At 69.1% G+C, this 22,492-nt stretch carries 22 protein-coding genes; 12 read left to right on the top strand and 10 right to left on the bottom strand.

The features are described from left to right. Positions 1-55 precede the first annotated feature (55 nt). Both ACSQ18_RS00310 and ACSQ18_RS00315 read right to left on the bottom strand, forming a co-directional pair. Positions 56-1,654 (bottom strand): putative Ig domain-containing protein, encoded by a 1,599-nt coding sequence (locus tag ACSQ18_RS00310; protein WP_436035072.1) that lies wholly within the window; start codon positions 1,652-1,654, stop codon positions 56-58. 29 nt (positions 1,655-1,683) lie between these two features. Next, positions 1,684-2,262, bottom strand: a complete 579-nt coding sequence (locus tag ACSQ18_RS00315; RefSeq protein WP_436035073.1) for a hypothetical protein — start codon at positions 2,260-2,262, stop codon at positions 1,684-1,686. A 231-nt stretch (positions 2,263-2,493) separates the two neighbouring features. On the opposite strand from ACSQ18_RS00315, the gene ACSQ18_RS00320 reads away from it, so the two are divergent. From ACSQ18_RS00320 to ACSQ18_RS00335, 4 genes are all read left to right on the top strand, one after another. Continuing rightward, positions 2,494-3,510, top strand: a complete 1,017-nt coding sequence (locus ACSQ18_RS00320) for an RHS repeat-associated core domain-containing protein (protein ID WP_436038370.1) — start codon at positions 2,494-2,496, stop codon at positions 3,508-3,510. 300 nt (positions 3,511-3,810) lie between these two features. Next, on the top strand, positions 3,811-4,233 hold the full coding sequence (locus ACSQ18_RS00325; protein WP_436035074.1) for a hypothetical protein: 423 nt from the start codon (positions 3,811-3,813) through the stop codon (positions 4,231-4,233). Next, complete coding sequence (locus ACSQ18_RS00330; RefSeq protein WP_436035076.1) at positions 4,230-4,634, top strand: hypothetical protein; 405 nt, start codon at positions 4,230-4,232, stop codon at positions 4,632-4,634. Before ACSQ18_RS00325 ends, ACSQ18_RS00330 begins: the two co-directional genes overlap by 4 nt. 87 nt (positions 4,635-4,721) lie before the next feature. Continuing rightward, entirely contained in the window at positions 4,722-5,282 is a 561-nt protein-coding gene (locus tag ACSQ18_RS00335; protein ID WP_436035077.1) for a hypothetical protein, read from the top strand. Here ACSQ18_RS00335 and ACSQ18_RS00340 read toward each other — a convergent pair. Together ACSQ18_RS00340 and ACSQ18_RS00345 are read right to left on the bottom strand one after the other, a co-directional pair. Then, complete coding sequence (locus tag ACSQ18_RS00340; RefSeq protein WP_436035078.1) at positions 5,256-5,570, bottom strand: hypothetical protein; 315 nt, start codon at positions 5,568-5,570, stop codon at positions 5,256-5,258. The genes ACSQ18_RS00335 and ACSQ18_RS00340 overlap by 27 nt on opposite strands. Before the next feature lie 147 nt (positions 5,571-5,717). Next, complete coding sequence (locus ACSQ18_RS00345) at positions 5,718-6,359, bottom strand: GntR family transcriptional regulator (RefSeq protein ID WP_436035079.1); 642 nt, start codon at positions 6,357-6,359, stop codon at positions 5,718-5,720. Between the two features lie 361 nt (positions 6,360-6,720). Here ACSQ18_RS00345 and ACSQ18_RS00350 point away from each other — a divergent pair, with 361 nt between their 5' ends. Continuing rightward, the gene (locus ACSQ18_RS00350; protein ID WP_144806772.1) at positions 6,721-6,927 is read left to right on the top strand and encodes a cold-shock protein; all 207 of its coding nucleotides are present in this window, start codon (positions 6,721-6,723) and stop codon (positions 6,925-6,927) included. A 6-nt stretch (positions 6,928-6,933) separates the two neighbouring features. On the opposite strand, the gene ACSQ18_RS00355 is transcribed toward ACSQ18_RS00350, so the two are convergent. From ACSQ18_RS00355 to ACSQ18_RS00375, 5 genes are all read right to left on the bottom strand, one after another. Further along, the gene (locus tag ACSQ18_RS00355; protein ID WP_436035080.1) at positions 6,934-8,190 is read right to left on the bottom strand and encodes a hypothetical protein; all 1,257 of its coding nucleotides are present in this window, start codon (positions 8,188-8,190) and stop codon (positions 6,934-6,936) included. Between the two features lie 11 nt (positions 8,191-8,201). Then, positions 8,202-8,879 (bottom strand): HAD hydrolase-like protein, encoded by a 678-nt coding sequence (locus ACSQ18_RS00360; protein WP_436035081.1) that lies wholly within the window; start codon positions 8,877-8,879, stop codon positions 8,202-8,204. Between the two features lie 95 nt (positions 8,880-8,974). Further along, positions 8,975-9,778 carry a WapI family immunity protein gene (locus ACSQ18_RS00365; protein WP_436035082.1) on the bottom strand — a complete coding sequence of 268 codons (804 nt, stop codon included), beginning with the start codon at positions 9,776-9,778 and terminating at the stop codon, positions 8,975-8,977. 140 nt (positions 9,779-9,918) lie between these two features. Continuing rightward, on the bottom strand, positions 9,919-10,614 hold the full coding sequence (gene nucS / locus ACSQ18_RS00370) for an endonuclease NucS (RefSeq protein ID WP_436035083.1): 696 nt from the start codon (positions 10,612-10,614) through the stop codon (positions 9,919-9,921). Between the two features lie 44 nt (positions 10,615-10,658). Then, positions 10,659-11,882 (bottom strand): MFS transporter, encoded by a 1,224-nt coding sequence (locus ACSQ18_RS00375; RefSeq protein WP_436035084.1) that lies wholly within the window; start codon positions 11,880-11,882, stop codon positions 10,659-10,661. A gap of 67 nt (positions 11,883-11,949) precedes the next feature. Between ACSQ18_RS00375 and ACSQ18_RS00380 the strand changes: the two genes are divergently transcribed. From ACSQ18_RS00380 to mnhG, 7 genes are read left to right on the top strand one after another with little or no spacing between them, the layout of a single operon-like run. Continuing rightward, positions 11,950-12,978, top strand: coding sequence for a LacI family DNA-binding transcriptional regulator (locus ACSQ18_RS00380; protein ID WP_436035085.1), 1,029 nt, complete (start codon positions 11,950-11,952; stop codon positions 12,976-12,978). 40 nt (positions 12,979-13,018) lie between these two features. After that, positions 13,019-15,958 (top strand): Na+/H+ antiporter subunit A, encoded by a 2,940-nt coding sequence (locus tag ACSQ18_RS00385; protein ID WP_436035086.1) that lies wholly within the window; start codon positions 13,019-13,021, stop codon positions 15,956-15,958. Then, the gene (locus ACSQ18_RS00390; RefSeq protein ID WP_436035087.1) at positions 15,955-16,500 is read left to right on the top strand and encodes a Na(+)/H(+) antiporter subunit C; all 546 of its coding nucleotides are present in this window, start codon (positions 15,955-15,957) and stop codon (positions 16,498-16,500) included. Before ACSQ18_RS00385 ends, ACSQ18_RS00390 begins: the two co-directional genes overlap by 4 nt. Continuing rightward, positions 16,497-18,056, top strand: a complete 1,560-nt coding sequence (locus ACSQ18_RS00395; protein WP_436035088.1) for a Na+/H+ antiporter subunit D — start codon at positions 16,497-16,499, stop codon at positions 18,054-18,056. The genes ACSQ18_RS00390 and ACSQ18_RS00395 overlap by 4 nt, the downstream gene beginning before the upstream one ends. After that, positions 18,053-18,631 carry a Na+/H+ antiporter subunit E gene (locus ACSQ18_RS00400; protein WP_436035089.1) on the top strand — a complete coding sequence of 193 codons (579 nt, stop codon included), beginning with the start codon at positions 18,053-18,055 and terminating at the stop codon, positions 18,629-18,631. Before ACSQ18_RS00395 ends, ACSQ18_RS00400 begins: the two co-directional genes overlap by 4 nt. Next, a complete protein-coding gene (locus tag ACSQ18_RS00405) occupies positions 18,628-18,900 on the top strand; it encodes a monovalent cation/H+ antiporter complex subunit F (RefSeq protein ID WP_436035090.1) in 273 nt (90 codons plus the stop codon). The genes ACSQ18_RS00400 and ACSQ18_RS00405 overlap by 4 nt, the downstream gene beginning before the upstream one ends. Next, the gene (gene mnhG / locus ACSQ18_RS00410) at positions 18,897-19,253 is read left to right on the top strand and encodes a monovalent cation/H(+) antiporter subunit G (RefSeq protein ID WP_436035091.1); all 357 of its coding nucleotides are present in this window, start codon (positions 18,897-18,899) and stop codon (positions 19,251-19,253) included. The genes ACSQ18_RS00405 and mnhG overlap by 4 nt, the downstream gene beginning before the upstream one ends. 447 nt (positions 19,254-19,700) lie before the next feature. On the opposite strand, the gene ACSQ18_RS00415 is transcribed toward mnhG, so the two are convergent. Beyond that, positions 19,701-22,352 (bottom strand): penicillin acylase family protein, encoded by a 2,652-nt coding sequence (locus ACSQ18_RS00415; protein ID WP_436035092.1) that lies wholly within the window; start codon positions 22,350-22,352, stop codon positions 19,701-19,703. Between the last annotated feature and the right edge of the window lie 140 nt (positions 22,353-22,492).

Below are 22,492 nucleotides of genomic sequence, written 5' to 3' on the forward strand. Positions count from 1 at the left end.
ATTCCGTATCGGCTCGTTCTCGCGAGAGTCGGCGGTGGGGCCCCCGCGCGACGGGTCAGCGAGTGACCGTCAGCGTGCGGGTCGAGGAGGTGGCGAGACGATACATGTCGCGGTTGGCGGGCACGAAGACGACCTTGAGTGTGTGCGTTCCGACCTTGAGCGTGCGGGGAAGAGTCCAGAGGATGCGTCCGGTCTTGGTCGATACGCTCGCGATCTTCGTCGAGCCGTCGTAGACGCGGAACGTTCCGGGGATCTCGGGCGAGACAACCGCAGCGAGTTTGGCGGGCTTTGTCGTCGCGTACTTCTGCGATGTCTTCGTGAGCGCGATCTTGGCGGTCGGAGCCTGGGTCACGACGCGGATCGTCACGCTCGCCTTCACGCGCTTTCGCTCGTTGGTGTCGATCAGGAGGTAGTCGGTGTAGACCGTGTAGCTCTGCGTGGCCTGCGCACGGGTGGGCGTTCCGCTGATGACGCCGGTCGACGAGTTGAGGCGAAGACCCGACGGCAGCGCCGGCGACACACGGTAGTGCGCGTCCTCCGTGTCCCACCGGTAGGTAGGCGTCGTCGAGCGGAAGCTCGTGCCGGCGACAGCGTTCATCGAGCTGTCGGGGTAGACGAGGCTGCGCGTCACGCCGAGCGTGACCACGCCGTCGAAGCGCGAGAGGTGCAGGCGTCGCCCGTCCACGGACTCGATGAGAGCGGATGCCGAGCCGCCCCACTCCGTCGGTTGAACGGAGGCCGTCAACGTGTCGGTGTCGAAGACATGCAGCGCGGTCGACGCGGACAGATAGATTCTCTTGCCGTCACGAGAGAGCGCCGTGCCGAAGTGCTCGGTTACCTCGACCCGATCAATGTCGCCAGCTGAATCGAGGGGCACCGTATTGCCGGCCAGCGGAACCGTATAGACGGCCCGGTCGCTGACGGCGTACAACCGCCTCCCCTCTGGCGCTACGTAAAGTCTGTCGATCCACTCACGGTCCAGACTCACGGCCACCGGGAGGCGTGCGCTGTCCTGCAACCTCCGTGACTTGATGTCGATCGTGAGGATCAAACTCTGCTGTGAGTCGGCGACGTACAGGGTCGATCCGTCGGCGGAGACGACGAGGTCCCAGGGGTAGTTCGGCACGTCTATGGTCGCGCGGACGGTGCCCGTTGCCACGTCGACGAAGAGGACGTCGGGCGTGTCGGAGACGAAGAGGGTCTTGCCCGTGCGCGACAGAGCGATCTCCCGACAGCTCGCCCCCACCTTGAGATCGCGGATGACCCGCAATGTCGAGGTGTCGACTTCGGAGATGAAGCACTCGTCGAGGAAGACCGGCCCGCCGTGGGTGAAATAGAGGCGACGGCCGTCGGGTGACACTTCGATGTCGCCGACACCTTCCGCAAACGTCTTCTCGGCGATGAGCTTTCCCGAGATTGCGTCGATGACGGTCAGTACACCGCGCCCGTCGTGTAGATATGAGCTGCCGTAGAGTCGCGTGCCGTCCGCTGAAAGCGCGAGGCGCTGAGGGTCACTCGTCAGCCGGGTGAAGAACTGACGATTCGGGTCGTAGTCCGGGGCCGCCGCCGCCGGGGGTGCCGGCGCGAGCGCTATCGCGAGGGCGAGAGCGGCGAGAGCCGCAGAGACGCGTGGGAGAACAGCGGCGGTCGGCATCCGTGCCTTTCGGGGTGATTGCGCTCATCCTAGGGGGCGGCGGGCGCCTCGCTCACCTCGGCGTCGATCGACTCTTGGTTCCGCGCGACGGCATCGGGGTGAACGCACAGGCGCGACTCGTCCCTAACGAAGCCCTCCGCGCATACGCAGACCCCATCCGCCTCGACTTCATTCATGCCGCAGTAGAGCGGCTCGATCGTCGGCTCGGGCGTGGGTGTCGGCGTTGCCGTCGGGGTGGGGGTCGCTGTGGGCGTCGGCTCGGGCGTCGGGACCGGCGCCACCGTGGGGCTTGCCGACGGTTGAGGCGTGGCGGTCGGATCTGCGTCGGGCGTCTCTGTCGGCGACGGCGTCGAGGGCTGGGTGGAGAACTCGGAGTCGACCCCCGCGCCGGGCAGGCAGTCGGTGGCGGCCGACGCGCTCGGTGCGGCGTGGAACGTGAGTGCAGCCGCGAGAAGCACCGGGGTGAGCACGAGCACCGGCATCCCTCTACGGCGGCGCTCGGGCGTGCGCAGCATCCACAACGTCGTTCCGGCGAGCAGGAGAACCACCGCCACGACGATCGTCGTAATTGGTAGCCCGGCTCCCGTGTCGGCCAGTGAGCAGTCCATGCGTGCGGTTCCCTCCATCGTGGGGCGCGAAAACGCCCCTAAGAGGTAGACGAGCGAGTCGGCGGTTCCTGACGGACGCAGGGCACGTCGGCGACGCGGTGGTATTCGTTCGCGGGGAAGCTGGTTGCCCATCGCACCGGGACTGGTTTGTCGGGTGTGTCGAGTGTGGTCACCGATTCGCAGGGCAGTGTGGTGGGGACGGTGCACAACACGGATTGGTCGTCGGGGGTGGTGCGGAAGCGTCCGGACCCGTTCGGGGGTGCGCGGTCGTCGACGTCGGTGACGTCTGCGGGGCGTGGGTTCTTGGGGGCGGTGCACGACAGTAACGCGTTGGTGTTGTTGGGTGCGCGGTACTTCGATCCGGCGGCGGGGGTGTTCGTGTCGGTCGATCCGCTGCTGGATCCGGGGAATCCGGCGCAGTTCAACGCGTATGTGTATGCGGGGAACAACCCGGTGACCTGGTCTGACCCGTCGGGGTTGATGTATCTCAGCCCTAGGCCTGACGGCGGAGGGGGGCATCGCGGCAACAGTGATCGCGCGCCGCGCGCGGCCGGTGGTGTCAAGACGCTCTCGTACGCCGCGCCCCCGGCGTACGTCTTTTCGTCCGCAGTAGGACGGAAGATGCAGGCTGCAGCGAATCAGGCTCTCGAGTCCATCCCCGATCGGTCGTTCTGGACCGTGACGCCAGGTCAATTGCAGTCCGACCTTGCGGCGCGCGCTGGCGCATACGCAAATCACAACGCTGGCGCCTTCTGGAGAAGCGAGCAGGGTGCACTCATCTATGGCTGGATGTCGGGAATCGGCCCTAAAGAGCTGACCTTCGACGCTCGCTCCGCTATCACCCAGGGGTTGCGTGACAGCCCATCAGCGCGGGCGTACGCTGCGAAGGTGGCCAGCGCGATCTCAAGCGGAGGAACGATCTCCGCCGACAGATACTTGGCGGGCACTCCAGGTTTGGAGAATGAGAACTTCCTACGCGACATTGCCGCGATCACGAACTGGGAGAACGCCTCGAACGTCGACCGCTCACTCGCAGTCATAGGTAGCTTCCGCATGGACGCTCAGGTGAAGCAACGTTCGGGCAGCTCGGCGGTGGTGCAGTTCAGTGCGACGAACGAAGTCACCTTGGGCTCGGGGTTCGGAGCCACGCCAGAAACCCGGGCTCTACTGAACTCTCTTCCTGGGGAGACGGGGCCGTTCTCCTCCATCAGTACCACTTTCGCTTGGACGGAGACTCTGAAATGGTGAGGAACTCAGTGCGCATCGAGGACACCGAGCTGCACGGCATCCAGACACCTTGGACTGCCAGCGAAGAATCCGAGCATGAATGGCTCAGCTGGCGGTCGACAGGCCTTGTGTTCGAGGCGTACGGCGGCCCTCGCGACCTCGGAAGACTGGTCGCGGCATTCGAGGCGTTCGCGAAGACTCGGACGGGTGGTTGAGGAGAACGGCGTGGCGCGCCGATAGATGGCATCACCCCTCGGCATCCGCTTGCCGGAGCCATCTGAGGTCGGCGTAGCCCCTCACGAGGGGAAGGGAAAGTGACGAGTGGTACGCGAGAAGGACTTTGACGGGCGAGTGCGGTCGGCGGCAGCGCTGGTGGTCTCGGTTCTGCTCATCAGTGCGATCGCGGCGTGGGCCCATTGGTACTTAACCGTCGTCGTCGCCGATGGCACGGTGCTGTCCGGGGGTTCTTGGGCTGGCCAGGCCGCGGTCTTCGTGGTGGGTGGCCTCGCGGCTGCGGTGATTTCCTACGCCTTGGCTCTACGACTTCGCCTCACCACAAGCTTCTTTCGGTTGATCTCCGCGGCAGCGGGAAATCTGAGTGTCATGTCAGTTGCTCTGCCTGTTGCCCTGATCTACAGCGGCGTCGGTCCGATGTCGCTGGCGTTCGCGCTCGTTGGGCTGGTGGCAATACCGATCTTCTGGCTGAGCCTGCGTCCCCTGCGACGGACGGTTGATGGCCGATGATCGTTTCGAATGTGCGTGTTCCGCTATCCGCCACAGGCGAAGCGCAAGAGGTGAGCCCGTGGGTGACGGTGGGCGTCAGTTACCCCGTGTTGTCCGTCCACGTTCACCCGATCAACGGGGCACAGATCCAATTGCTCACAGACGACCGCCACACCCTGGGTTGGTTCGCGATCGACGATTTCAGAACCGTTGATACTTCCATCCCACAGGGCTGGGTAGCCGTCCTTGATGAGGGTGTGCTCGAGCTCGGTCCGGCAGCCTGGCTCGCTCCCGGATTCTGGGAGGCCTACTACGACGGCGACGAAGCGGCAATCGAGGCCGTTCGGCACGAACTTCGCGAGCGGGTGAGTGAACGGCTCCACCGCGGGGCTGACGCGCCTCGGCATCCGAAAGACCACTGACCTCCACCGTCGGCGCGAGATCGCGCGGACACATACGTCTCCAGTAGCGGGCCGGGTGATCCAGCCCTCGCGAGGGAGGGCGTTGGAATGGAACCAGGAACGTGGGCTGAATGGGCGGGGGCGGTCGCGTCCATCTTCGCGGTCGCGTTCAGCATGGTCGCCCTCAAGAGCGCGCGCGAGGCGAATCGCATTGCCAACAAGGCAGTCGCGCGTGATGTCGAGCGGCAGCGTGCGGCGGTAGCCCGACAGTTGCAGGCGTGGTGGGTGACGTGGCCGAATGAGGATGCCACGGGCTCCTGCTACGGAGTGCTCATCCGCAACGGCGGTGAGGCGGCCACCGTGTTCTACGACGTGGAGGTGGAGACGCGAGGAAACGCGCTCGCCGACGCGGGTCGTGCTCCGGTGCTCATCACGTCCGAGCGGCTGCCGCCCGGTGACTACATCGTGCGGAGCATGGGTCGGCAGGCGGGCGACTCCGGCGCGCGCCCGTGGAGCTTCATCGAACCCGCCACCGACCTGAGCCGCTATGCGCCGCTGCTGCGCGCCAAGAAGTTCACGATCACCGCCGTGCGATTCACCGACCCCCTCGGCATCCGATGGGAGTGGACGCCGGCAGGCTCCCTACGCGACGTCGGCAGTGCGCTCTGACGACCGACGCCAGCGCTCCTCGAGCTCCGGCCACCGGGTGCCCACGGCATACGCGATGCCACCGACCGATGCCACCACGAGCATCGGCGCCCACGTGCCGAGGGCGATGCCCGTGCTCGCGGCGAGCAGCCCGCCGGCCCACGCCGCGAACGGGGCGAACGACGAGACGCGCATGGCGAGGGCGACACCCGCGGCGACCGCCGCCAGGAGGCCGACGACCACCCCCGCCCACATCACCCACGTGGTGATCCCCGCGAAGAAATCGATGACGACCCGCCCGTTCAGCATGCGGGGCAGCGGTGGTCGGGCGCTTGAGATCGCGCAACGTGCACGGCATCCTCCTATCTCCGGAGAGGAGACGCACGACACCCCGCTTTATGACGCGGAACGGCGGAAATGCCCGACGTGGACGAGAGATGCCGTCGACCGGCGGCCTCAGGCCATACGGTGCAGGCGGCGGAGCGTCAGTTCGGCGCCGCCTCCGTCGCGCGCGGCGATGCGGTCGCGCAGCGTCGTGTACTCCTCCGGATGCGACAGCGGCGCGTCGAGGAAGGGGTCCCAGCCGCGGAGGTTCCGCTGGATGGAAAGGGCCGTCTCGCGCATGATCCCGATGAAGACGGAGTTGGCCGTGGCCCGGGTGACCCCCTCGAACATGGTCACCGACGCGTCGAACAGCCGCAGCCGGTCGCCGGCGTGCGCCGCGGCGATCACGTGGTCGGCGGCGTCGAGGATGCCGGCGAGCTCGTCGTCGCTGCAGACGGCCAGCGACAGCCGCAGCGCGCTGCCGAGGAAGGAGACGGTCACCGCGGCCGTGTCGGCGCGCAGGCGATCGTCGGGTTCGGACACGCGCGTGTAGCGACCGACGGCCACCTCGACCAGACCGAACCGTTCGAGCCGCTGCAACGCCTCGCGCACCGGGGTGCGGGAGATGCCGAGCTGCGCCGCCAGATCCACGTCGCGGAGCCGTTCGCCCGGTCGCAGACGACCCTCGAGGATGGCGGCGCCGATGGTCGTGTAGACCTCGTCGCTGAGGATCGCGCCGCTCGAGATCACGAGGGGTGGCAGCGGCTCAGTCATGGCGGCATCAGTGTATGGCCCGCACCTATGCCTCACCGGAGTACGCCGCGCAGGCGCGCCGCACGATCTCAGGGCCGATTCCCATGAATGCACCACTGCCGAACGTCGGGCGATGACAGTAAAGTGAGCCCCGGCACGCTTCGCGTGGCCTATCCGGGGGGATCCGTCGACGCCCGGGCGAGCGAATCATCGTGACGCCCGGGCGTCGAATGGTTAACACGGATGCCGGGCGTTCACCAGATTGTGTTGCAACATTTGTGTCACCATCTGGAACGCGAGTATGGACGTGTGGGTGGTGCCCGTTACCGTGGGACTCGTCGGCGTACATCTTCGTCGGCTTCATGCGTAAGTAAGGCAGTTCATGAGCAGCAGCGGTACCGTCAAGTGGTTCAACTCGGAGAAGGGCTTCGGTTTCATCGCCCCCGACGAGGGTGGCGCTGACGTCTTCGCCCACTACACGGCGATCGAAGCGAGCGGCTACCGCTCGCTCGAGGAGAACCAGCGCGTCGAGTTCGAGATCGCGCAGGGCCCCAAGGGTCTGCAGGCGGAGAACATCCGCCCCATCTGATCGGACTTACCGTCCGATCGAACGGTCATAGTCCGCGAGGGCAATGGCGTCTTCGGCGTGCCGTAGTGCGCGCCTCGCCCCGTCCAAAGCGGTGACCGGATCCTGCGCCGACCGCGCGGCGGCCAACTCGGCCTGTGCCGAGGAAAGCCGTACGCGCGCGTCGGCGTTGGCATGTGATGCCGCCGTCTCCGCGCGTGCCACCGCCGCCCGCGCCGCCGCGAGGGTGCCGGGAAGCGCCGTGCGTGCACCGCGGAGCCGCTGCTGAGCCGTGCGTGCATCGCCCAGCGCCAGATCGAGTCGATCGCGTGCGCGCGCGATCACCGTCACGGCATGCGTCGGCCGTCGCCGAGCCTCCGGCTCCACCGCGTCGATCGCGGCCGTGACCTCGCGGACGGCCCTGCCGAGCCGATCGGCCTCCTCGGGTTCGAGGTCGGCTCGCATGCGCTCCGCCTGACGCAGCGCTTCTCGCGCCGCCTCCACTTCGTCGCCGACGGCGCGCTCCGCGTCGGTCACCAGGCGATGCTGCTCCTCCAGGATGCGGGCCGCCTCCTGTGCCTGCCGGAGCGACCGCTCCGCCGCGGCCAGTACGGGCAGCGCCGACCTCGTCGGATCGGCGGCGCGCTCCGCGGCATCCGTCAGCCGGCTCTCGGCATCCGCCAGGAAGCGCGTCGCATCGTCGGCCGCGCGCTTGGCGGCGTCGATCTCCGACGCGTCGACGCGGCCGGCCAGGTCGGCCAGCAGCGCCTCCGGGTCGCCGAGCTCAGCGCGGAAGGCGTCGAGCCGGGCGCGGGCATCCTCCACCTGCGAGGCCGCGGAACGGTGCGCACCCATCCACGCGGAATGCTCGCTCCGCGCCGCCGCGATCTGCGCCGCGGCAGCGTCGATCCGCCCCCGCAGGAGCCGGGCGACGCGGGCGATCTCTGTGGGGTGCGCGTCGGGTTCGAGGCCCCGCAGCAGTGCGAACGCGTCGTCGCGCGTGTGCCGGGCGAGCAGCAGCGCACGGCGAAGGGATGCCGGTGCCCCGCCGTCGTAGAGGGCGCCGCTGAGCGCCACCTCGAGATCGAGCTCTTCGACGGCATCGTCGAGCGCGACGAGCGCAACGCCCGTCTCCGCGCGTTGCGCGTCGGCGGCCGCGCGCGCACGCGGACTGCGGCGGGCGCGCCGGACCAGCCACGTCGCGAGGACGACGGCCAGGGCGGTCGCGCCGAATACGACGGCGGCGGGGATGCCCCACCGTGCGATCTCGACCCAGCCGTCGCTCATCGTCGCGTCGATCAGGCGTCGTCGATCAGGAGCAGGCTCCGCAGCTGCGCGGCGTCGTCGACGACGGCTTGCGCACCCTCGGACTCGTGCGGCCAGCTGAAGCCCCAGCGCACGAAGATCACCGGAACGCCGTGCGCCGCCCCGCCCTCGACATCGTGGTGCCGGTCGCCGATCAGCACCGGCCGACTCGTGTCGACGCCCTTCTCGGCCAGCTGCCGCAGCGCCTCGGCGACGATGTCCGCCTTCGTCGCGAGGGTCTTCTCGTCGGGGGTCGCCCCGACGATCACCTTCAGGTGCCGAGCCAGGTCGAAGTGATCCATGAGCGCCAGCACCTGGTTCTCCGGCTTCGAGCTGGCGGTCGCCTGCGCGATGCCCGCGGCATCCACCTCGGCGATGAGTTCGCCGACGCCCGGGTACAGGCGCGCGCCCGTCGTGTAGCCGTCGGCCTTGCCGATCTGCCGGTAGTACGCCACGGCCTCGGAAGCTCGAGCGGCCGTCATCCCGACGTTGGTCTGGAACGACTCGAACATGGGCGGGCCGATCCAGTGCACGAGCTCCTCGCGCGTCGGCGCGGGCTGTCCGAAATGGGTGAGCGCGATGGTCAGCCGACGGAGGATCCCCTCGGAGGCGTCGACCACCGTCCCGTCGACGTCCCAGAGAATGCACGTCCACGGAGATCTCATCGTCATGGATGCCAGCCTAGCCAGCGCCCGCGCGCCGCCCGGCTTGCGCGGCTAGAACAGGCGAGGGGCGCCGGTCGGGAGAGGGAGGCGCCGCGCGAACCTCAGCGCGGCGGATGCCGTGTGATCTGTCTCTCCCACGCATCGGCCAATGCGGCGAGGTCAGACCGCGACAGGGGTATGGCGAGTCGGACGGGCTTGCCGCGCGATCGTCCATGCTCGACAACGGGGCAGGCGCCGTCGCCTAGGGCGACTTCGAGCGTGATCCCGTCGTCCCTCCCCGGCAGCAGCCGAAAAGCCAGCGCCGGCTCGAGGAAGTCGATCGAGTCTTCGGAACCGGGAGCGCGACGCAGCCAGTCGAGGAGAGCTCTCGCCTCCCACGTGGTGATGCAGGGATCGCGGAACGTCCACGCCGTGCCGTGGGCGCGCACGTCGCCCTCCACGAGGAGCCAATTGGCATCCCAGTCCTGCACGCCGTCCGGTTTTGCGTCGGGAAACTCGTAGCCCACAACGCGGAGGTCGATGGCGTTGCCGGTGAGGTAGTCCGCAAGCGGCCCGCCAGCCGGGCGCCTGCGCCACCACCAGCCATCCATGTCATCGATCCTGTAGTACTGGCCGACGAGACCCTCCGCGTCGGCCACAGTTAACGCGCGGAATCGATCATCGGCTGCCGCAACCTCGCCCGCGATGTACTCGCGGGTCTCCGCCGACGCCGCCACTGCGAATTCGGCGATGTAGTCGCGTGAGCACACATCGTTCGTGTAGTCGTCGATCGTCGCCTTGTACGCGCCGACTTCGGCGGCGAGACGGCTCCAAGCTTGCAACTCTCGTCGCAGGCTCGTATGAGTAGCCCAACCACCCGCGCGCATCTCGGCCTCGATGCGGCTGATCTCGGAATCGAGTGTCACAGACGCAGTCTGCCAGCAGTGCTCTCTAGAAGAGCGTCGGCAACCCACTGTCGACACCCTTCATCGCGTCGTAGTCGAGAACGACGCAGTCGATCCCGCGGTCCGTGGCCAAGCGCCTGCGCGCCGCCCGGTTTGCTCGGTTAGAACAGGCGAGGGGCGCCGGACTCGGTGCCCTTCATGCCGTCGTAGTCGAGGGTGACGCAGCGGATGCCGCGGTCGGTCGCGAGCACGCGCGCCTGCGGCTTGATCTCCTGCGCCGCGAAGACGCCCGTCACGGGGGCGAGGTGCGGATCGCGGCCGAGGAGCTCGAGGTAGCGCGTGAGCTGCTCGACGCCATCGATGTCACCGCGACGCTTCACCTCGACGGCGATCGTGCCGCCCGCGGGGTTGCGCAGCAGCAGGTCGACCGGGCCGATCGCCGTCGGGAACTCCCGTCGCACGAGCGTCAGACCGTCGCCGATCACGTCGACCTGCTCGGCGAGGAGCCGCTGCAGATCGGCTTCCACGCCGTCCTTCTGGAGCCCCGGATCGATGCCCAGCTCGTGCGACGAGTCGTGGATCACCTCGTAGATGCGCACCAGCAGCGCATCCCCGGTCTTGGCGTGGGTGACCCGCCAGTGCTCGACGACGCCGGCCGAAGCGGACTCGGCATCCGGCTCCTCCACGGTGAGGGTGCAGGGCGGGCTCATCCAGTTGAGCGGCTTGTACGACCCGCCGTCGGAGTGCACGAGGAGCGACCCGTCGCCCTTGTGGACGAGCAGACGCGTCGCGAGGGGCAGGTGGGCGTTGAGCCGACCCGTGTAATCGACGGAGCAGCGGGCGATGACGAGGCGCACCGGACGAGCCTACCCGCCACGCCTGCCGCCGCGGTGGTTGCGGCTCAGTGGTGGCCGGCGCCCACCTTCGACCCGGCGATCGGCTTCGCCGCGCCCGACGCCAGACCCGACAGGGCGATGAGGCCGACGATGATCCACAGGGTCGACAGGATGCCGATCTGGTGACTGATCCAGCCGAGCACCGGCGGGCCGCACAGGAACGCGAGGTAGCCGATGGTCGCGGCGGCCGACACCGACGCGGCCGCCTTCTTCGGGTCGTCGGCTGCCGCAGACATGCCCAGCGGGAATCCGAGCGACGCCCCCGCGCCCCACAGCGCGACACCGACGAACGCGATCGGCGTCGACGGGGCGAGGATGAACAGGATGAGCCCGATCCCGGCAGTGACGGCGAGGGCTCGAAGCGCCCAGACGCGACCGATGCGGTCGACGAGCGGTCCGCCGATCATGCGGAAGACGGTCATCGCCACCGAGAAGACGGTGAGGGCGACCGCGCCGGTGGCCTCGGACTCGTTGTGGCCGTCGACGACGGCGATCGTGAGCCAGTCGGTCGCGCTGCCCTCGGCGAACGCCATGCCGAGCATGATGATGCCGATCGCGTACGTGCGCGGGTCGCGCCAGACCTGCATCATGGCGCGGAAGCGCTCGCCGCGGCTGAGGGTGGGCTCATCGTCGCCGGTGGCGACCTCGTGCACGGGAACGTAGATCAGCGCGACGAGTCCCGAGACGAGGACGAGCACGCCCGCCGCCCACAGGTGCCATGCGACCCCCACGCCCCATGCGGCCATGCCGACCCCGACACCGGCGCCGGCGACCGTGCCGAGGCTGAAGAAGGCGTGGAACATCGGCATGAGCGTGCGCTCGAACGCCTGCTCGACCGCGGCGGCCTCCACGTTCATCATGACGTCGGTGCTCGCCATGCCCAGGCCCATGAAGGCGAGACCGACCGCGGTCACGCCGTAGGACTCGGCGAACTGCACGCCGAAGCCGGCGATCAGCACACCCGCACCGAACGCCGACACGGTGAACACCATGCCTCGCCGCGCTCCCCACCGGGCGACGACGATGTTCGCCAGCGACAGGCCGACGATGGAGGACGCTCCCATGACGAAGAGGAGCGCGCCGACGCCGAAGTCGTCGATCTCGAGCGTGGCCTTGACCGACGGCAGTCGCGACGCCCACGACGCGAAGCCCAGACCCGTGACGAAGAAGATGGTGAAGATCGCCGTCCGCCAGTGGACGAGCTGCGGACGGGTGAGGGTGGTGGTCACCGGGCAACTCTATCGAAGATGCCGAATCGATTCGACGCTTGACTTTGCCGCGGGTAGCATCGAACCGATGAACAGCCGCCGAGCCACCATCGCCGACGTCGCCCGCGAAGCGGGCGTGTCGCCGTCGACGGCATCCGTCGTGTTCTCCGGCAAGACCCCCGTCTCGGACGCCACCCGCGCGCGCGTGCTCGCCGCCGCCGCCGACCTCGGCTACACCGGGCCCGACCCGCTCGCCGCATCGCTGCGACGCGGGCGCACCGGCATCGTCGGCGTGCTCCAGCGCGGACCGCTCGGCATCGCCTTCACCGACCCGATCCAGCGGTCGGTCATGGACGGCCTCGCGGATGCCGTCGCCGCGATCGACGCCAGCCTCCTCCTGCTGCGCCCCGCCGCCGACGACGGCGAGCCGCGCCCCGGCGCCGCGACGCTCGCGACGGTGCCGCTCGACGCGGCCGTGCTCCTCGGGACGATCCCCGAGGCGGCCGCCGACGTCGCGGCCGTGCGTGCCCGCGGCATCCCGGTCGTCGTGATCGAGGGGGATGCCGGGGAGGGCGTGCCGCGCATCGGCCTCGACAACCACGACGCGCAGCGCTGCATCGCCGACCACGTGCGCCGGCTCGGGCACACCGACGTCGCGCTCGTGCTCCTCCCGCCCCGGCTCAACGTCACCCACGACCGGTTGGGCGGCGCGCGCGACGTGTTCCCCGACGCCCCCACCTACGCGACGCTGGGCAGCTCCATCGACGAGGGGCTTCGCGTCGGCCGACAGGTGTTCGCGGACGGTCGGCCGACCGCCGTGCTGGCCCAGAGCGACCTCCTCGCGGCGGGAGTCATCCGTGCCGCGGAAGAGGCCGGCCTGTCGGTACCGGGCGACGTCAGCGTGGCGGGCTTCGACGGCATCCGCGTGGACGGCCTCGCCCCGTACGAGCTGACCACGATGGTGCAGCCGGCCGTCGACAAAGGTCGCGCGGCGGGCGCCGCCGTCGTCGCGATGCTTCTCGGCGAGCAGCCGGCATCGATCTCCTTCACGAGTGTTTTCCGCGCGGGGAATACGACGGGACCGGCATCGGGCTCGGGCACCGCCTCGCCCCGGTAGACTGGACCTCCGACCCCCGCGATCACGTCTGGAGGCCAGATTGCTCCTGCTCCTGGCTGTGTTCGCGGTCCTGCCGCTGGCATTGCCGTGGCTGGTGGCGCGGATCGGGTCGCGGGCCTTCTTCATCGCCGCTCTCGTGCCGATCGCCGCGTTCGCTCACGCCGTGATGCAGGCACCGGCCGTCTTCGACGGCGAGCCGCCGTTCGAGACGTTCGCGTGGATCCCCGCGCTCGGCATCGACCTGTCCATGAAGATGAACACTCTCGGCTGGGTCATGACGCTCATCGTCACCGGCGTCGGTGCGCTCGTCATGATCTACTGCCGCTGGTACTTCGACGGCAAGAAGGACGGCGTCGGCCTCTTCTCGGCCGTGCTGCTCGCCTTCGCCGGAGCGATGTACGGACTCGTGCTCACCGACGACCTCATCGTGCTGGTCATGCTGTGGGAGGTCACGAGCGTGCTCTCGTACCTGCTCATCGGCTTCTACCACACGCGCGGCGCGAGCCGTCGTGCGGCGCTGCAGGCCCTGCTCGTGACCACGCTCGGCGGCCTCGTGATGTTCGTGGGCGCCGTCATGGTCGTGGTGCTCTACGGCACGACGAGCCTCACGGAGATCCTCACGACGCCGCCGCCCACCGGCGTCGCGCACGGCGCCGACCAGGGCCTCCTGCTGAACATCGCGATCGTCTGCCTCCTCGTGGGCGCCCTCAGCAAGTCGGCCATCTTCCCGTTCCACTTCTGGCTGCCGGGCGCCATGGCCGCCCCCACCCCGGTGAGTGCCTACCTGCACGCCGCCGCCATGGTGAAAGCCGGCATCTACCTGATCGCGCGCCTCGCCCCCGCCTTCGCCGAGAGCGAGCCGTGGCGTCCGATCGTCATCGCGCTCGGCCTGTTCACGCTGCTGCTGGGCGGCATCCAGGCGCTGCGCGAGTCCGACCTCAAGCGCGTGCTCGCATTCGGCACGGTCAGCCAGCTCGGCATGCTGACCGTGGTGCTCGGCTACGGGGAGCGCAACACGGCGCTCGCCGGCCTCGCCCTCCTCGTCGGGCATGCCCTCTTCAAGTCGTGCCTGTTCCTCGTCGTCGGCGTGATCGACCGCCAGCTCAGCACCCGTGACGTCAACGAGCTCTCCGGTGTCGGACGTCAGGCGCCCACCCTCGCCGTGTTCTCGATCATCGCGGTGGCCTCGATGGTGGGGGTCGCCCCGACGGTCGGCTTCGTCGCGAAGGAGGCCACCCTGACGGCCCTCCTCGAGGGCGGCGCCGACGTGAGCGCCGTCGTGCCGCTCATCGGCATCGTGCTGGGTTCCGCGCTCACCGCCGCGTACGGCATCCGTTTCGTGTGGGGTGCGTTCTGGACGAAGAAGGATGCCGAGGGCGCACCGCTCCCGCGCACCGAGTGGCCCGATCCGCCGCTCGGCTTCCTCGCCGCCCCGGTGCTGCTGAGTGGCCTCAGCGTCATCGGCGGCGTCGCGTCGCCGCTGCTGGACGTCGCGCTCGCCGGCTACGCCGACACGATGCCCGGAGCCGCCGACGCCTACCCGTACCACCTGGCCCTGTGGCACGGACTCGAGCCTGCGCTGTTCCTCTCGCTCGGATCGATCGCGGCGGGCGCCGCCCTGTTCTGGCTGGTGCAGCGCACGAAGTGGCACTCCCGCGTGCTGCCCTTCACGGCCGCCGACGGCTACAACGCGGTGCTCCGCGGCATCGCGAAGGTGTCGGTGTGGACGACGACGTTCACACAGCGCGGTTCGCTCCCGGTTTACGTCGGCACGATCTTCGTCGTGTTCGTCGCGGCAGAGGGCACGGCCCTCCTCGCGAGCCCGTCGTGGAAGACGAGCCTGGATGCCTGGCAGACCCCCATGCAGGTGGTCGTCGCCCCGATCATGATCCTCGCCGGCATCGTCGCGGTACGCGCCCGGAAGCGGTACACGGGCGTGGTTCTCGTCTCGGTGACGGGACTCGGCATGGTGCTGCTCTTCGCCACGAGCGGCGCTCCCGACCTCGCCCTCACCCAGATCCTCATCGAGACCGTCACCCTCGTCGCCTTCGCCCTCGTGCTCCGCCGCATTCCTGCGCGCCTGGGCGAGCACAACGCGTCGGTACTGCCGGTCGCGCGGGCCGTGCTGGCCATCGCCGTCGGCGCGACCATGTCGCTCATCGCGATTGTCGCGACCGGCGCGCGGGTGGCCGAGCCCATCTCCCAGCGCTTCCCGGAGCTGGCGTACGAGATCGGGCACGGCAAGAACGTCGTCAACGTCGCCCTCGTCGACCTGCGCGGCTGGGACACGATGGGCGAGCTCTCGGTGCTCATCCTGGCGGCGACGGGCGTGGCATCCCTCGTGTTCGTCACGCACCGCTCCGACCTGCTCTCACGCACCATCTCGTCGCTGCCGACCGGCGCGACCCGTACCCGCCGCCCTCTCATCGAGACGGTCGAGGGTCCGAAGCCTCGGGCGTCCGCCCCCGGAAGTACGCGTCAGGCGTGGCTCGTCGGCGGTCAGCGGGTGCGCCCGGAGAACCGTTCGCTCGTGCTCGAGGTGATCGTCCGCATCCTCTTCCACACGATCATCCTCGTGTCGATCTACCTGCTGTTCGCCGGGCACAACCTGCCCGGCGGCGGGTTCGCCGGGGGTCTCGTCGCGGGGATGGCGCTCGTCATGCGCTACGTCGCGGGCGGTCGCTACGAGCTGGGCGCCGCCGCGCCGACGGATGCCGGGCGGCTCCTCGGCGCGGGGATGACGCTCGCCGTCGCGTGCGCCCTCGTTCCGCTGCTGTTCGGGCAGGCACCGCTGACGAGCACCTACTGGGAGTGGGACATCCCCGTGCTCGGCAAGGGGGAGTTCGTGACCTCGACGCTGTTCGACATAGGCGTGTACCTCGTCGTGGTGGGACTCGTGCTCGACGTGCTGCGCTCGCTCGGCGGCGAGGTCGACCGTCAGGCGCAGGAGCTGCGCGACCGGGGGGTGAGCGTCTCGTGAGTGCGTCACTGGTGCTCATCATCATCATGGGTGCGCTGTTCGCGGCCGGTGTGTACTCGATGCTGGAGCGCAGCCTCACGCGAGTGCTCATCGGGTTCCTGCTGCTGGGCAACGCCGCGAACCTGTTCCTGCTCGTGGTGATGGGCCAGCCCGGGGTCGCGCCCTTCTTCGGCGCGGCGGAGTCGACCGACGAGATGAGCGACCCGCTGCCGCAGGCGCTCACCCTGACGGCGATCGTCATCACGTTCGCGGTCTCGGCGTTCCTCCTCGCGCTCATCTACCGCTCGTGGCAGCTCGGTCAGGCCGACACCGTGGAGGACGACGAGGCCGACCTCGCGCTGCGCGTCCGCGCATCGCAAGACGAAGACACGATGGGCGACGAGATCACCGACGAAGACGACGACGCGACCACCGACTTCATCGGCACCGACACGGCCCCGATCGTCGTGCTGCACCACCGCGACCTCGATGCCATTCGCGACGATGCCCCGACCGACGCGCCCGCCCCGCCCGCCCCGCCCCGAGGGGACGGTGACCGATGAACGCCCTCGTTCCCCTGCTCGTCGCGCTCCCGCTGCTGGGTGCTGCGATCGCGCTCATCTTCGGCCGCCAGCGCAAGGTGCAGGTCGGCGTTTCGACGATCACCCTCACCCTGGTGCTCGCGATCGCCGCGGTGCTGCTGTACGCGGTCGACTCGTCGGGCAAGGCGATTGCGGTGTCGGTGGGCGGCTGGCCCATCCCCTTCGGCATCGTCCTCTACGTCGACCGCCTGTCGGCGCTGCTCGTGGTGGTCTCCAGCATCGTGCTCCTCGCCGTGCTGCTCTTCTCGGTGGGCCAGGGCGCCGCCGACGGCGACGACGAGACACCGGTCACGATCTTCCACCCGTCGTACCTCATCCTCGCGGGCGGCATCTTCAACGCGTTCATCGCCGGCGACCTCTTCAACCTCTACGTCGGGTTCGAGATCCTGCTCGTCGCCTCGTACGTGCTCATCACCCTCGGCTCGACCGAGTCGCGCATCCGCACGGGCGTGGTCTACATCGTCGTCTCGCTGGTGTCGTCGATCCTGTTCCTCGCGGCGATCGCCGCCATCTACGGCGCGCTCGGCACCGTCAACATGGCCCAGCTCGCGGAGCGGATGTCGGAGCTGCCGCAAGACGTCCAGCTCGTGCTGCACCTCATGCTGCTCCTCGCCTTCAGCATCAAGGCGGCCGTCTTCCCGCTGTCGTTCTGGCTCCCCGACTCGTACCCGACCGCGCCCGCACCCGTCACGGCGGTGTTCGCGGGACTGCTGACGAAAGTCGGCGTGTACGCGATGATCCGCACCGAGACGCAGATCTTCCGCGACAACGACGTCAACACCCTGCTGCTCATCGTCGCGCTCGCCACCATGATCGTGGGGGTGCTCGGAGCCGTCGCGCAGGCGGAGCTCAAACGCATCCTGTCGTTCACCCTCGTGAGCCACATCGGCTACATGGTGTTCGGGCTGGCGGTGGCGACGCCGGCAGCGCTCGGCGCGACGATCTACTACATGGTCCACCACATCGTGGTGCAGACGACGCTGTTCCTCGCCGTCGGCCTCGTGGAACGCCGGGCGGGCTCCACGTCGATCCTCAAGGTCAAGGGCCTCATGAGGGCCGCACCCGTGATCGCCGTGCTCTACTTCATCCCGGCGATCAACCTCGGCGGCCTCCCGCCGTTCTCGGGCTTCATCGGCAAGTTCGCCCTCTTCGACGCGGCGGCCCAGGTGGGCACCCCGCTCATGTACGTGCTCATCGTCGGCGGCATCGTCACCTCGCTCCTCACGCTGTACGCGCTCATGCGGGCATGGAACCTCTCGTTCTGGCGCGAGGACGAGGAGCAGGGCGACGAGAGCGAAGCCCCCGACCGCATCTCGTACCTCGGCGGCGCGCCGGCGGCCGCCACCCAGACCGAGCGCCGCGTCATCCCGCGCATCATGACCGCCGCCACTGCGGGGATGGTCGCCGTGACCGTCGCGCTCACGATCTTCGCCGGTCCGCTGTACGCGCTGTGCGCCAGCATCGGAGAGGCGCTGCAGGATCCCGTGGTGCTCGTGCAGGTGGGTGAGACGCCGTGAACTCCAAGACCGTTCTCGTGAGCGTGTGGCGTCAGCTGCCGTTCTTCATCTGGCTGATCGCCCTGTGGATGCTGCTCTGGGGACAGTTCACCGTGCTGTCCTTCCTCACGGGACTCGCCGTCGCGATCTTCGTGACGCGGGTGTTCCGTCTGCCGGCGGTCGAGCTCTCGGGACGCGTCAACCTCTGGTGGGGCTTCGTGTTCTCGCTCGAGTTCGTGCTCGCCCTCGTCCGCGGGTCGATCACGGTGGCGTGGCAGGTGCTCGACTTCCGGTCGCAGCCCGGTACGGCCATCATCGCCGTGCCGCTCGTCACCGACGACGACCTCATCATGACGCACGTGGCGGTGACGGCATCCCTCATTCCCGGGTCGCTCCTCGTCGACATCGACCGCGACCGCCGCGTCCTCTACCTCCATGTCATCGGCGTGCGCGACCAGGCGCAGGTCGACGCGCAGCGCACGGCCGTGCAGCACTGGGAGGAGCGGATCGTCCGCGCCGTGGGTTCGCGCGCCCAGGGGGATGCCATTCGCGCCGCGGGCGATTCGCGCGTCTCCGACAGGAGGTTCGCCGGATGACCGTCGTGCTGCTGGGCGTCATCTACGTCGTCTTCGCCGTGTCGGCGCTGCTGACCGTGTGGCGCATCGTCGTAGGCCCGTCGATCCTCGACCGCGCCGTGGCATCCGATGTGCTGTTGACCCTCGTCATGTGCGCGCTCGGTGCGGAGATGGCGATCAACCATCACACCCGCACGCTGCCGCTGCTGCTGATCGTCGCCGCCGTGGGCGTGTTCGGCTCGATCTCGATCGCCCGGTTCGTGGCCCGACGCGACGGAATGGAGCGATGAACGAGGTGCGTGAGGTCGTGGTGCTGGTGCTCATCATCATCGGTGCCCTGCTGTGCCTGACGGCGGCCGTCGGTCTGTTGCGCTTCCGCGACGTGCCGACGCGCCTGCACGCCGCGACCAAGCCGCAGGTGCTCGGCTTCCTCCTCATCTGCATCGCGATCGCGATCTCGTTGGAGAGCTGGGCGGTGACGGCGTTCCTCGTGCCGGTGATGCTCATCCAGCTCGCGACGGCGCCGCTGTCGGCCCACATGGTCGGCCGCCAGGCGTACCGCAACGGCACGATCGACGAGCGTTCGCTCGTGGTCGACGAGCTCGCCGACGACAAGCGCACTCCCCCCGCCGCCGGCGGCTGACCCCGGCGCGGGGCGGCCGGGGCGGCCGGGCGAGGCGGACGGTGCGGTGTGCGGTGTGCGGTGTGCGGGCGAGGCGGACGGTGCGGTGTGCGGTGTGCGGTGTGCGGTGTGCGGTGTGCGGTGTGCATGTCCCACTTTGGGTCAGCCATGTCCCAAGTTGTGTCGTTCTGGCATCCCTGGAGCGACCGAAAGTGGGACACGACCGACCGAAAGTGGGACATGGCCGACCGAACGTGGGACACGACCGACCGAAAGTGGGACATGGTCGACCGGAAGTGGGACATGAACCGACCGGAAGTGGGACATCGGACGGCATCCGCACGCTCGCCGAGCGTCTACGACGGTCTCTCGGCTGACGTCGCCGGTCGAAAGTGCGCGAAGTGCTCCCGGATGCCGTCTCCGGCAGCACTTCGCGCAGTCTCAGCGGCCCGGACTCGGCGGCCCGGCTCAGTCGGCGGGGGTCAGCGTCAGGGTGTGGGTCGTGGCGGCGGCCACCGCGTCCGGGGTGAAGGCCCACGGCGTCTGCCGCTTCTCCTGCCATGCCGCGAACTGGTCGGTGTAGTTGGGGTGGAACGCGTGCCCGCTCGCGCCGGTCAGATGGTTCCACCGCGACGCGTCGAGGTCGGACAGGTCGATCGTCATGCGCATCGACGGCACCGTCGAGGTCGAGAAGTCCTCGCCGAGCGCCCAGCCCGTGGCATCCACGACCGATGCGCCGCCGCTCACGGGGAACGGTCCGCGGTTGAACAGCATCTCGATCGGGGCGATGCCGCTCTCGCCGAACGACCCGTTCGTCAGGGTCAGCGCGTGCAGCGACCCCCAGTTCCACCGCGCCGGATTGTCACCCTGCAGCTTCACGAGCCGTTTGTACGCGTCTTCCGCACTGCGCACGAGCATCTCGTCGCGCCCCGACACGCCCACGTCGTCGTTGCCCCACCAGTCCGACGCAGGATCGTCGAGCAGCCGGTCGACCACGAGGAACAGTCGACCCTGACCCGCGAGGGATGCCGGGGCCTCCCGACGCGAGAACAGATTCTGCGCGAGTTCGTCCCACAGGACGTTCGCGTATGCGGCGGCGGCGCTGTCGGCCGTGCTCTGCGCGTCCCACTGCTCCAGCAGTGCGACGCCCGCGCGGGCTTCCTCGCCCTCCACCTCGACATCGGCGAACGCGGCGGCGAGCCGCTTGCCGATCCAGAACTCGTCGTCGGCCTGGATCGCCGACATGTCGTCGGCGGTGAGCTTGCCGCCCGCCGCAGCCCGTTCGATCAGGTGCACGATGCGTGCGGCGCGCCAGCCGTAGTCCCAGTCGTTCGTGAGGAAGTACTCGTAGTCCTCGTCGACGATCGCGTTGTTGGCCGTGACGATGTATCCGCTCTCGGGGTTGAACGCCATCGGAAGCTCGTCGAACGGGATGAACCCCTGCCAGTCGTAGGCGGAATCCCACCCCGGCTGCGGCATCGACCCGTCGCCCGCCCCGCGGATCGGCAGCCGGCCCGGCGTCTGATAGCCGATGTTGCCCGCGGTGTCGGCGTAGACGAGGTTCTGCGCGGGAACGTCGAAGAGGGACGCCGCCGCGCGGAAGTCCTCGATGCTCGCGGCCGTATTGAGCGCGAACAGCGCGCGGGCGGTCGTCCCCGGCTGCAGCGCCGTCCACTGGAGCGACACCGCGTACTCGCCCGTCGCGGGAACGTCGCCCGACTCGGAAGGCGCCGTGACGGCATCCGTCTCACCCGTGTACGGATCGTCGGCGATGGCGGTGAAGTCGCCCGTGAGGCCCGACACGATGGGGCCGTGCACCGTCGAGCGGATCACCAGCTCCTCCGACGCACCGCCGGCGACCTCGATCGTCTCGGTGCGCACGTCGAGCGGCACGAGCTCGCCGTCGCGCCAGTAGCTGTCGCCCTCGACCTTCTCGAGATACAGGTCGGTGACGTCGGTCGTGAGGTTCGTGAACCCCCACGCGACCGTCGCGTTGTGACCGATGATGACCCCCGGCATCCCGGAGAAACTGAAACCGGCCACGTCGAACGGGCACTCCTCGGAGACCGTCCGACACCGCAGACCCACCTGGTACCAGACGCTCGGCATCGACGCGCCCAGGTGCGGGTCGTTCGACAGGAGCGGCAGTCCGCTCTCCGTCAGTGCGCCCGACACGACCCACGAGTTCGAGCCGACCCCCTCGCCGACCCCGCCGAGGAGCGCGCTCGCCGCCTCGATGACGCTGCCGACCTCCTTCCAGTCCAGCCGGAGGGATGCCGTGTCGGCGTCGGTGTCGGCGGCGTCGCCCGCGGGCGGAGTGATGACGGGGACGATCACGGGGTTCGTGTCGTACGGGTACCCGGGGTACAGCTCGGCGATCTGCTCCGGCGTGTGCGTCTGGGCGAGGAGGGCGCGCGCCGTCTCGTCTTCGATGTTGCCGCGGAGGTCCCAGGCCATCGCCTTCAGCCACGCGACGGAGTCGACCGCCGTCCACCGTTCGATCTCGTAGCCGGGGTTCTGGAGTCCGAGCACCGCGTACTCGAGCGACGCGGCGCTGCCGGAATGATCGGCGAGATACGCGTTGACGCCGTCGGCATACGCCTCGTAGTAGCCGCGCTCCCGCTCGTCGAGCGCTTCGACCTCCTGCGCGGCGATCTCGTGCCAGCCCAGCGTGCGGAGGAACCGGTCGGTGCCCAGCTGCGACTCCCCGAACAGCTCCGACAGCCGGCCCGCGGTGACGTGACGGCGGAAGTCCATCTCCCAGAACCGGTCCTGCGCGTGCACGTACCCCTGCGCGTAGAAGAGGTCGGCCGACGAGTCGGCGACGATGGTCGGGATGCCGAGTTCGTCGCGCATCACGCTGACCTCCGCCCCGAGGCCCGGCAGTTCGACGGTGCCCTCGAGCTGGGGGAACGACCGCTGCACCGTGTAGAGCAGGATGCCGGCGGCGATCAGGGCGAGGACGGTGACGCCCGCGACGATGCCGAACACCCACGCGCCGATCGTCCGGCCCACGGACCGGCGACGGCGAGGCGCGGGGGTTCCGTCCGCGGCCGTTCCGGTGGCGTCGGGTGCGGCGGGGTCGTCGGTGGACAGGTGCGCGTGCGAGACGTCGGACATCGGTGTCGAGAGCTCCACTGGGGCGTCGGCTTCATCGCTTCGGGTCGCGATCGGGCCGCGCGCCCCAGGAGCGTGGCCTTCCTGGCATCCTAACCGGCCCCGTGAGACTCGGTGTCAGCCGGGATGCCCCTGCGGCCGGG

It is taken from the genome of Microbacterium sp. LjRoot45 (genome assembly GCF_964253325.1).
Lineage (GTDB): Bacteria > Actinomycetota > Actinomycetes > Actinomycetales > Microbacteriaceae > Microbacterium.

Excerpts from the sequence above, each read along its gene's own strand:
- ACSQ18_RS00415 (WP_436035092.1), bottom strand. The coding sequence starts at position 22,352 with ATGTCCGACGTCTCGCACGCGCACCTGTCCACCGACGACCCCGCCGCA.
- mnhG (WP_436035091.1), top strand. The coding sequence starts at position 18,897 with ATGAACGAGGTGCGTGAGGTCGTGGTGCTGGTGCTCATCATCATCGGT.
- ACSQ18_RS00340 (WP_436035078.1), bottom strand. The coding sequence starts at position 5,570 with ATGCTGAACGGGCGGGTCGTCATCGATTTCTTCGCGGGGATCACCACG.
- ACSQ18_RS00355 (WP_436035080.1), bottom strand. The coding sequence starts at position 8,190 with ATGAGCGACGGCTGGGTCGAGATCGCACGGTGGGGCATCCCCGCCGCC.
- ACSQ18_RS00360 (WP_436035081.1), bottom strand. The coding sequence starts at position 8,879 with ATGACGATGAGATCTCCGTGGACGTGCATTCTCTGGGACGTCGACGGG.
- ACSQ18_RS00315 (WP_436035073.1), bottom strand. The coding sequence starts at position 2,262 with ATGGACTGCTCACTGGCCGACACGGGAGCCGGGCTACCAATTACGACG.
- ACSQ18_RS00330 (WP_436035076.1), top strand. The coding sequence starts at position 4,230 with ATGATCGTTTCGAATGTGCGTGTTCCGCTATCCGCCACAGGCGAAGCG.
- ACSQ18_RS00350 (WP_144806772.1), top strand. The coding sequence starts at position 6,721 with ATGAGCAGCAGCGGTACCGTCAAGTGGTTCAACTCGGAGAAGGGCTTC.
- ACSQ18_RS00395 (WP_436035088.1), top strand. The coding sequence starts at position 16,497 with ATGAACGCCCTCGTTCCCCTGCTCGTCGCGCTCCCGCTGCTGGGTGCT.
- ACSQ18_RS00380 (WP_436035085.1), top strand. The coding sequence starts at position 11,950 with ATGAACAGCCGCCGAGCCACCATCGCCGACGTCGCCCGCGAAGCGGGC.
- ACSQ18_RS00335 (WP_436035077.1), top strand. The coding sequence starts at position 4,722 with ATGGAACCAGGAACGTGGGCTGAATGGGCGGGGGCGGTCGCGTCCATC.
- ACSQ18_RS00345 (WP_436035079.1), bottom strand. The coding sequence starts at position 6,359 with ATGACTGAGCCGCTGCCACCCCTCGTGATCTCGAGCGGCGCGATCCTC.
- ACSQ18_RS00310 (WP_436035072.1), bottom strand. The coding sequence starts at position 1,654 with ATGCCGACCGCCGCTGTTCTCCCACGCGTCTCTGCGGCTCTCGCCGCT.
- ACSQ18_RS00405 (WP_436035090.1), top strand. The coding sequence starts at position 18,628 with ATGACCGTCGTGCTGCTGGGCGTCATCTACGTCGTCTTCGCCGTGTCG.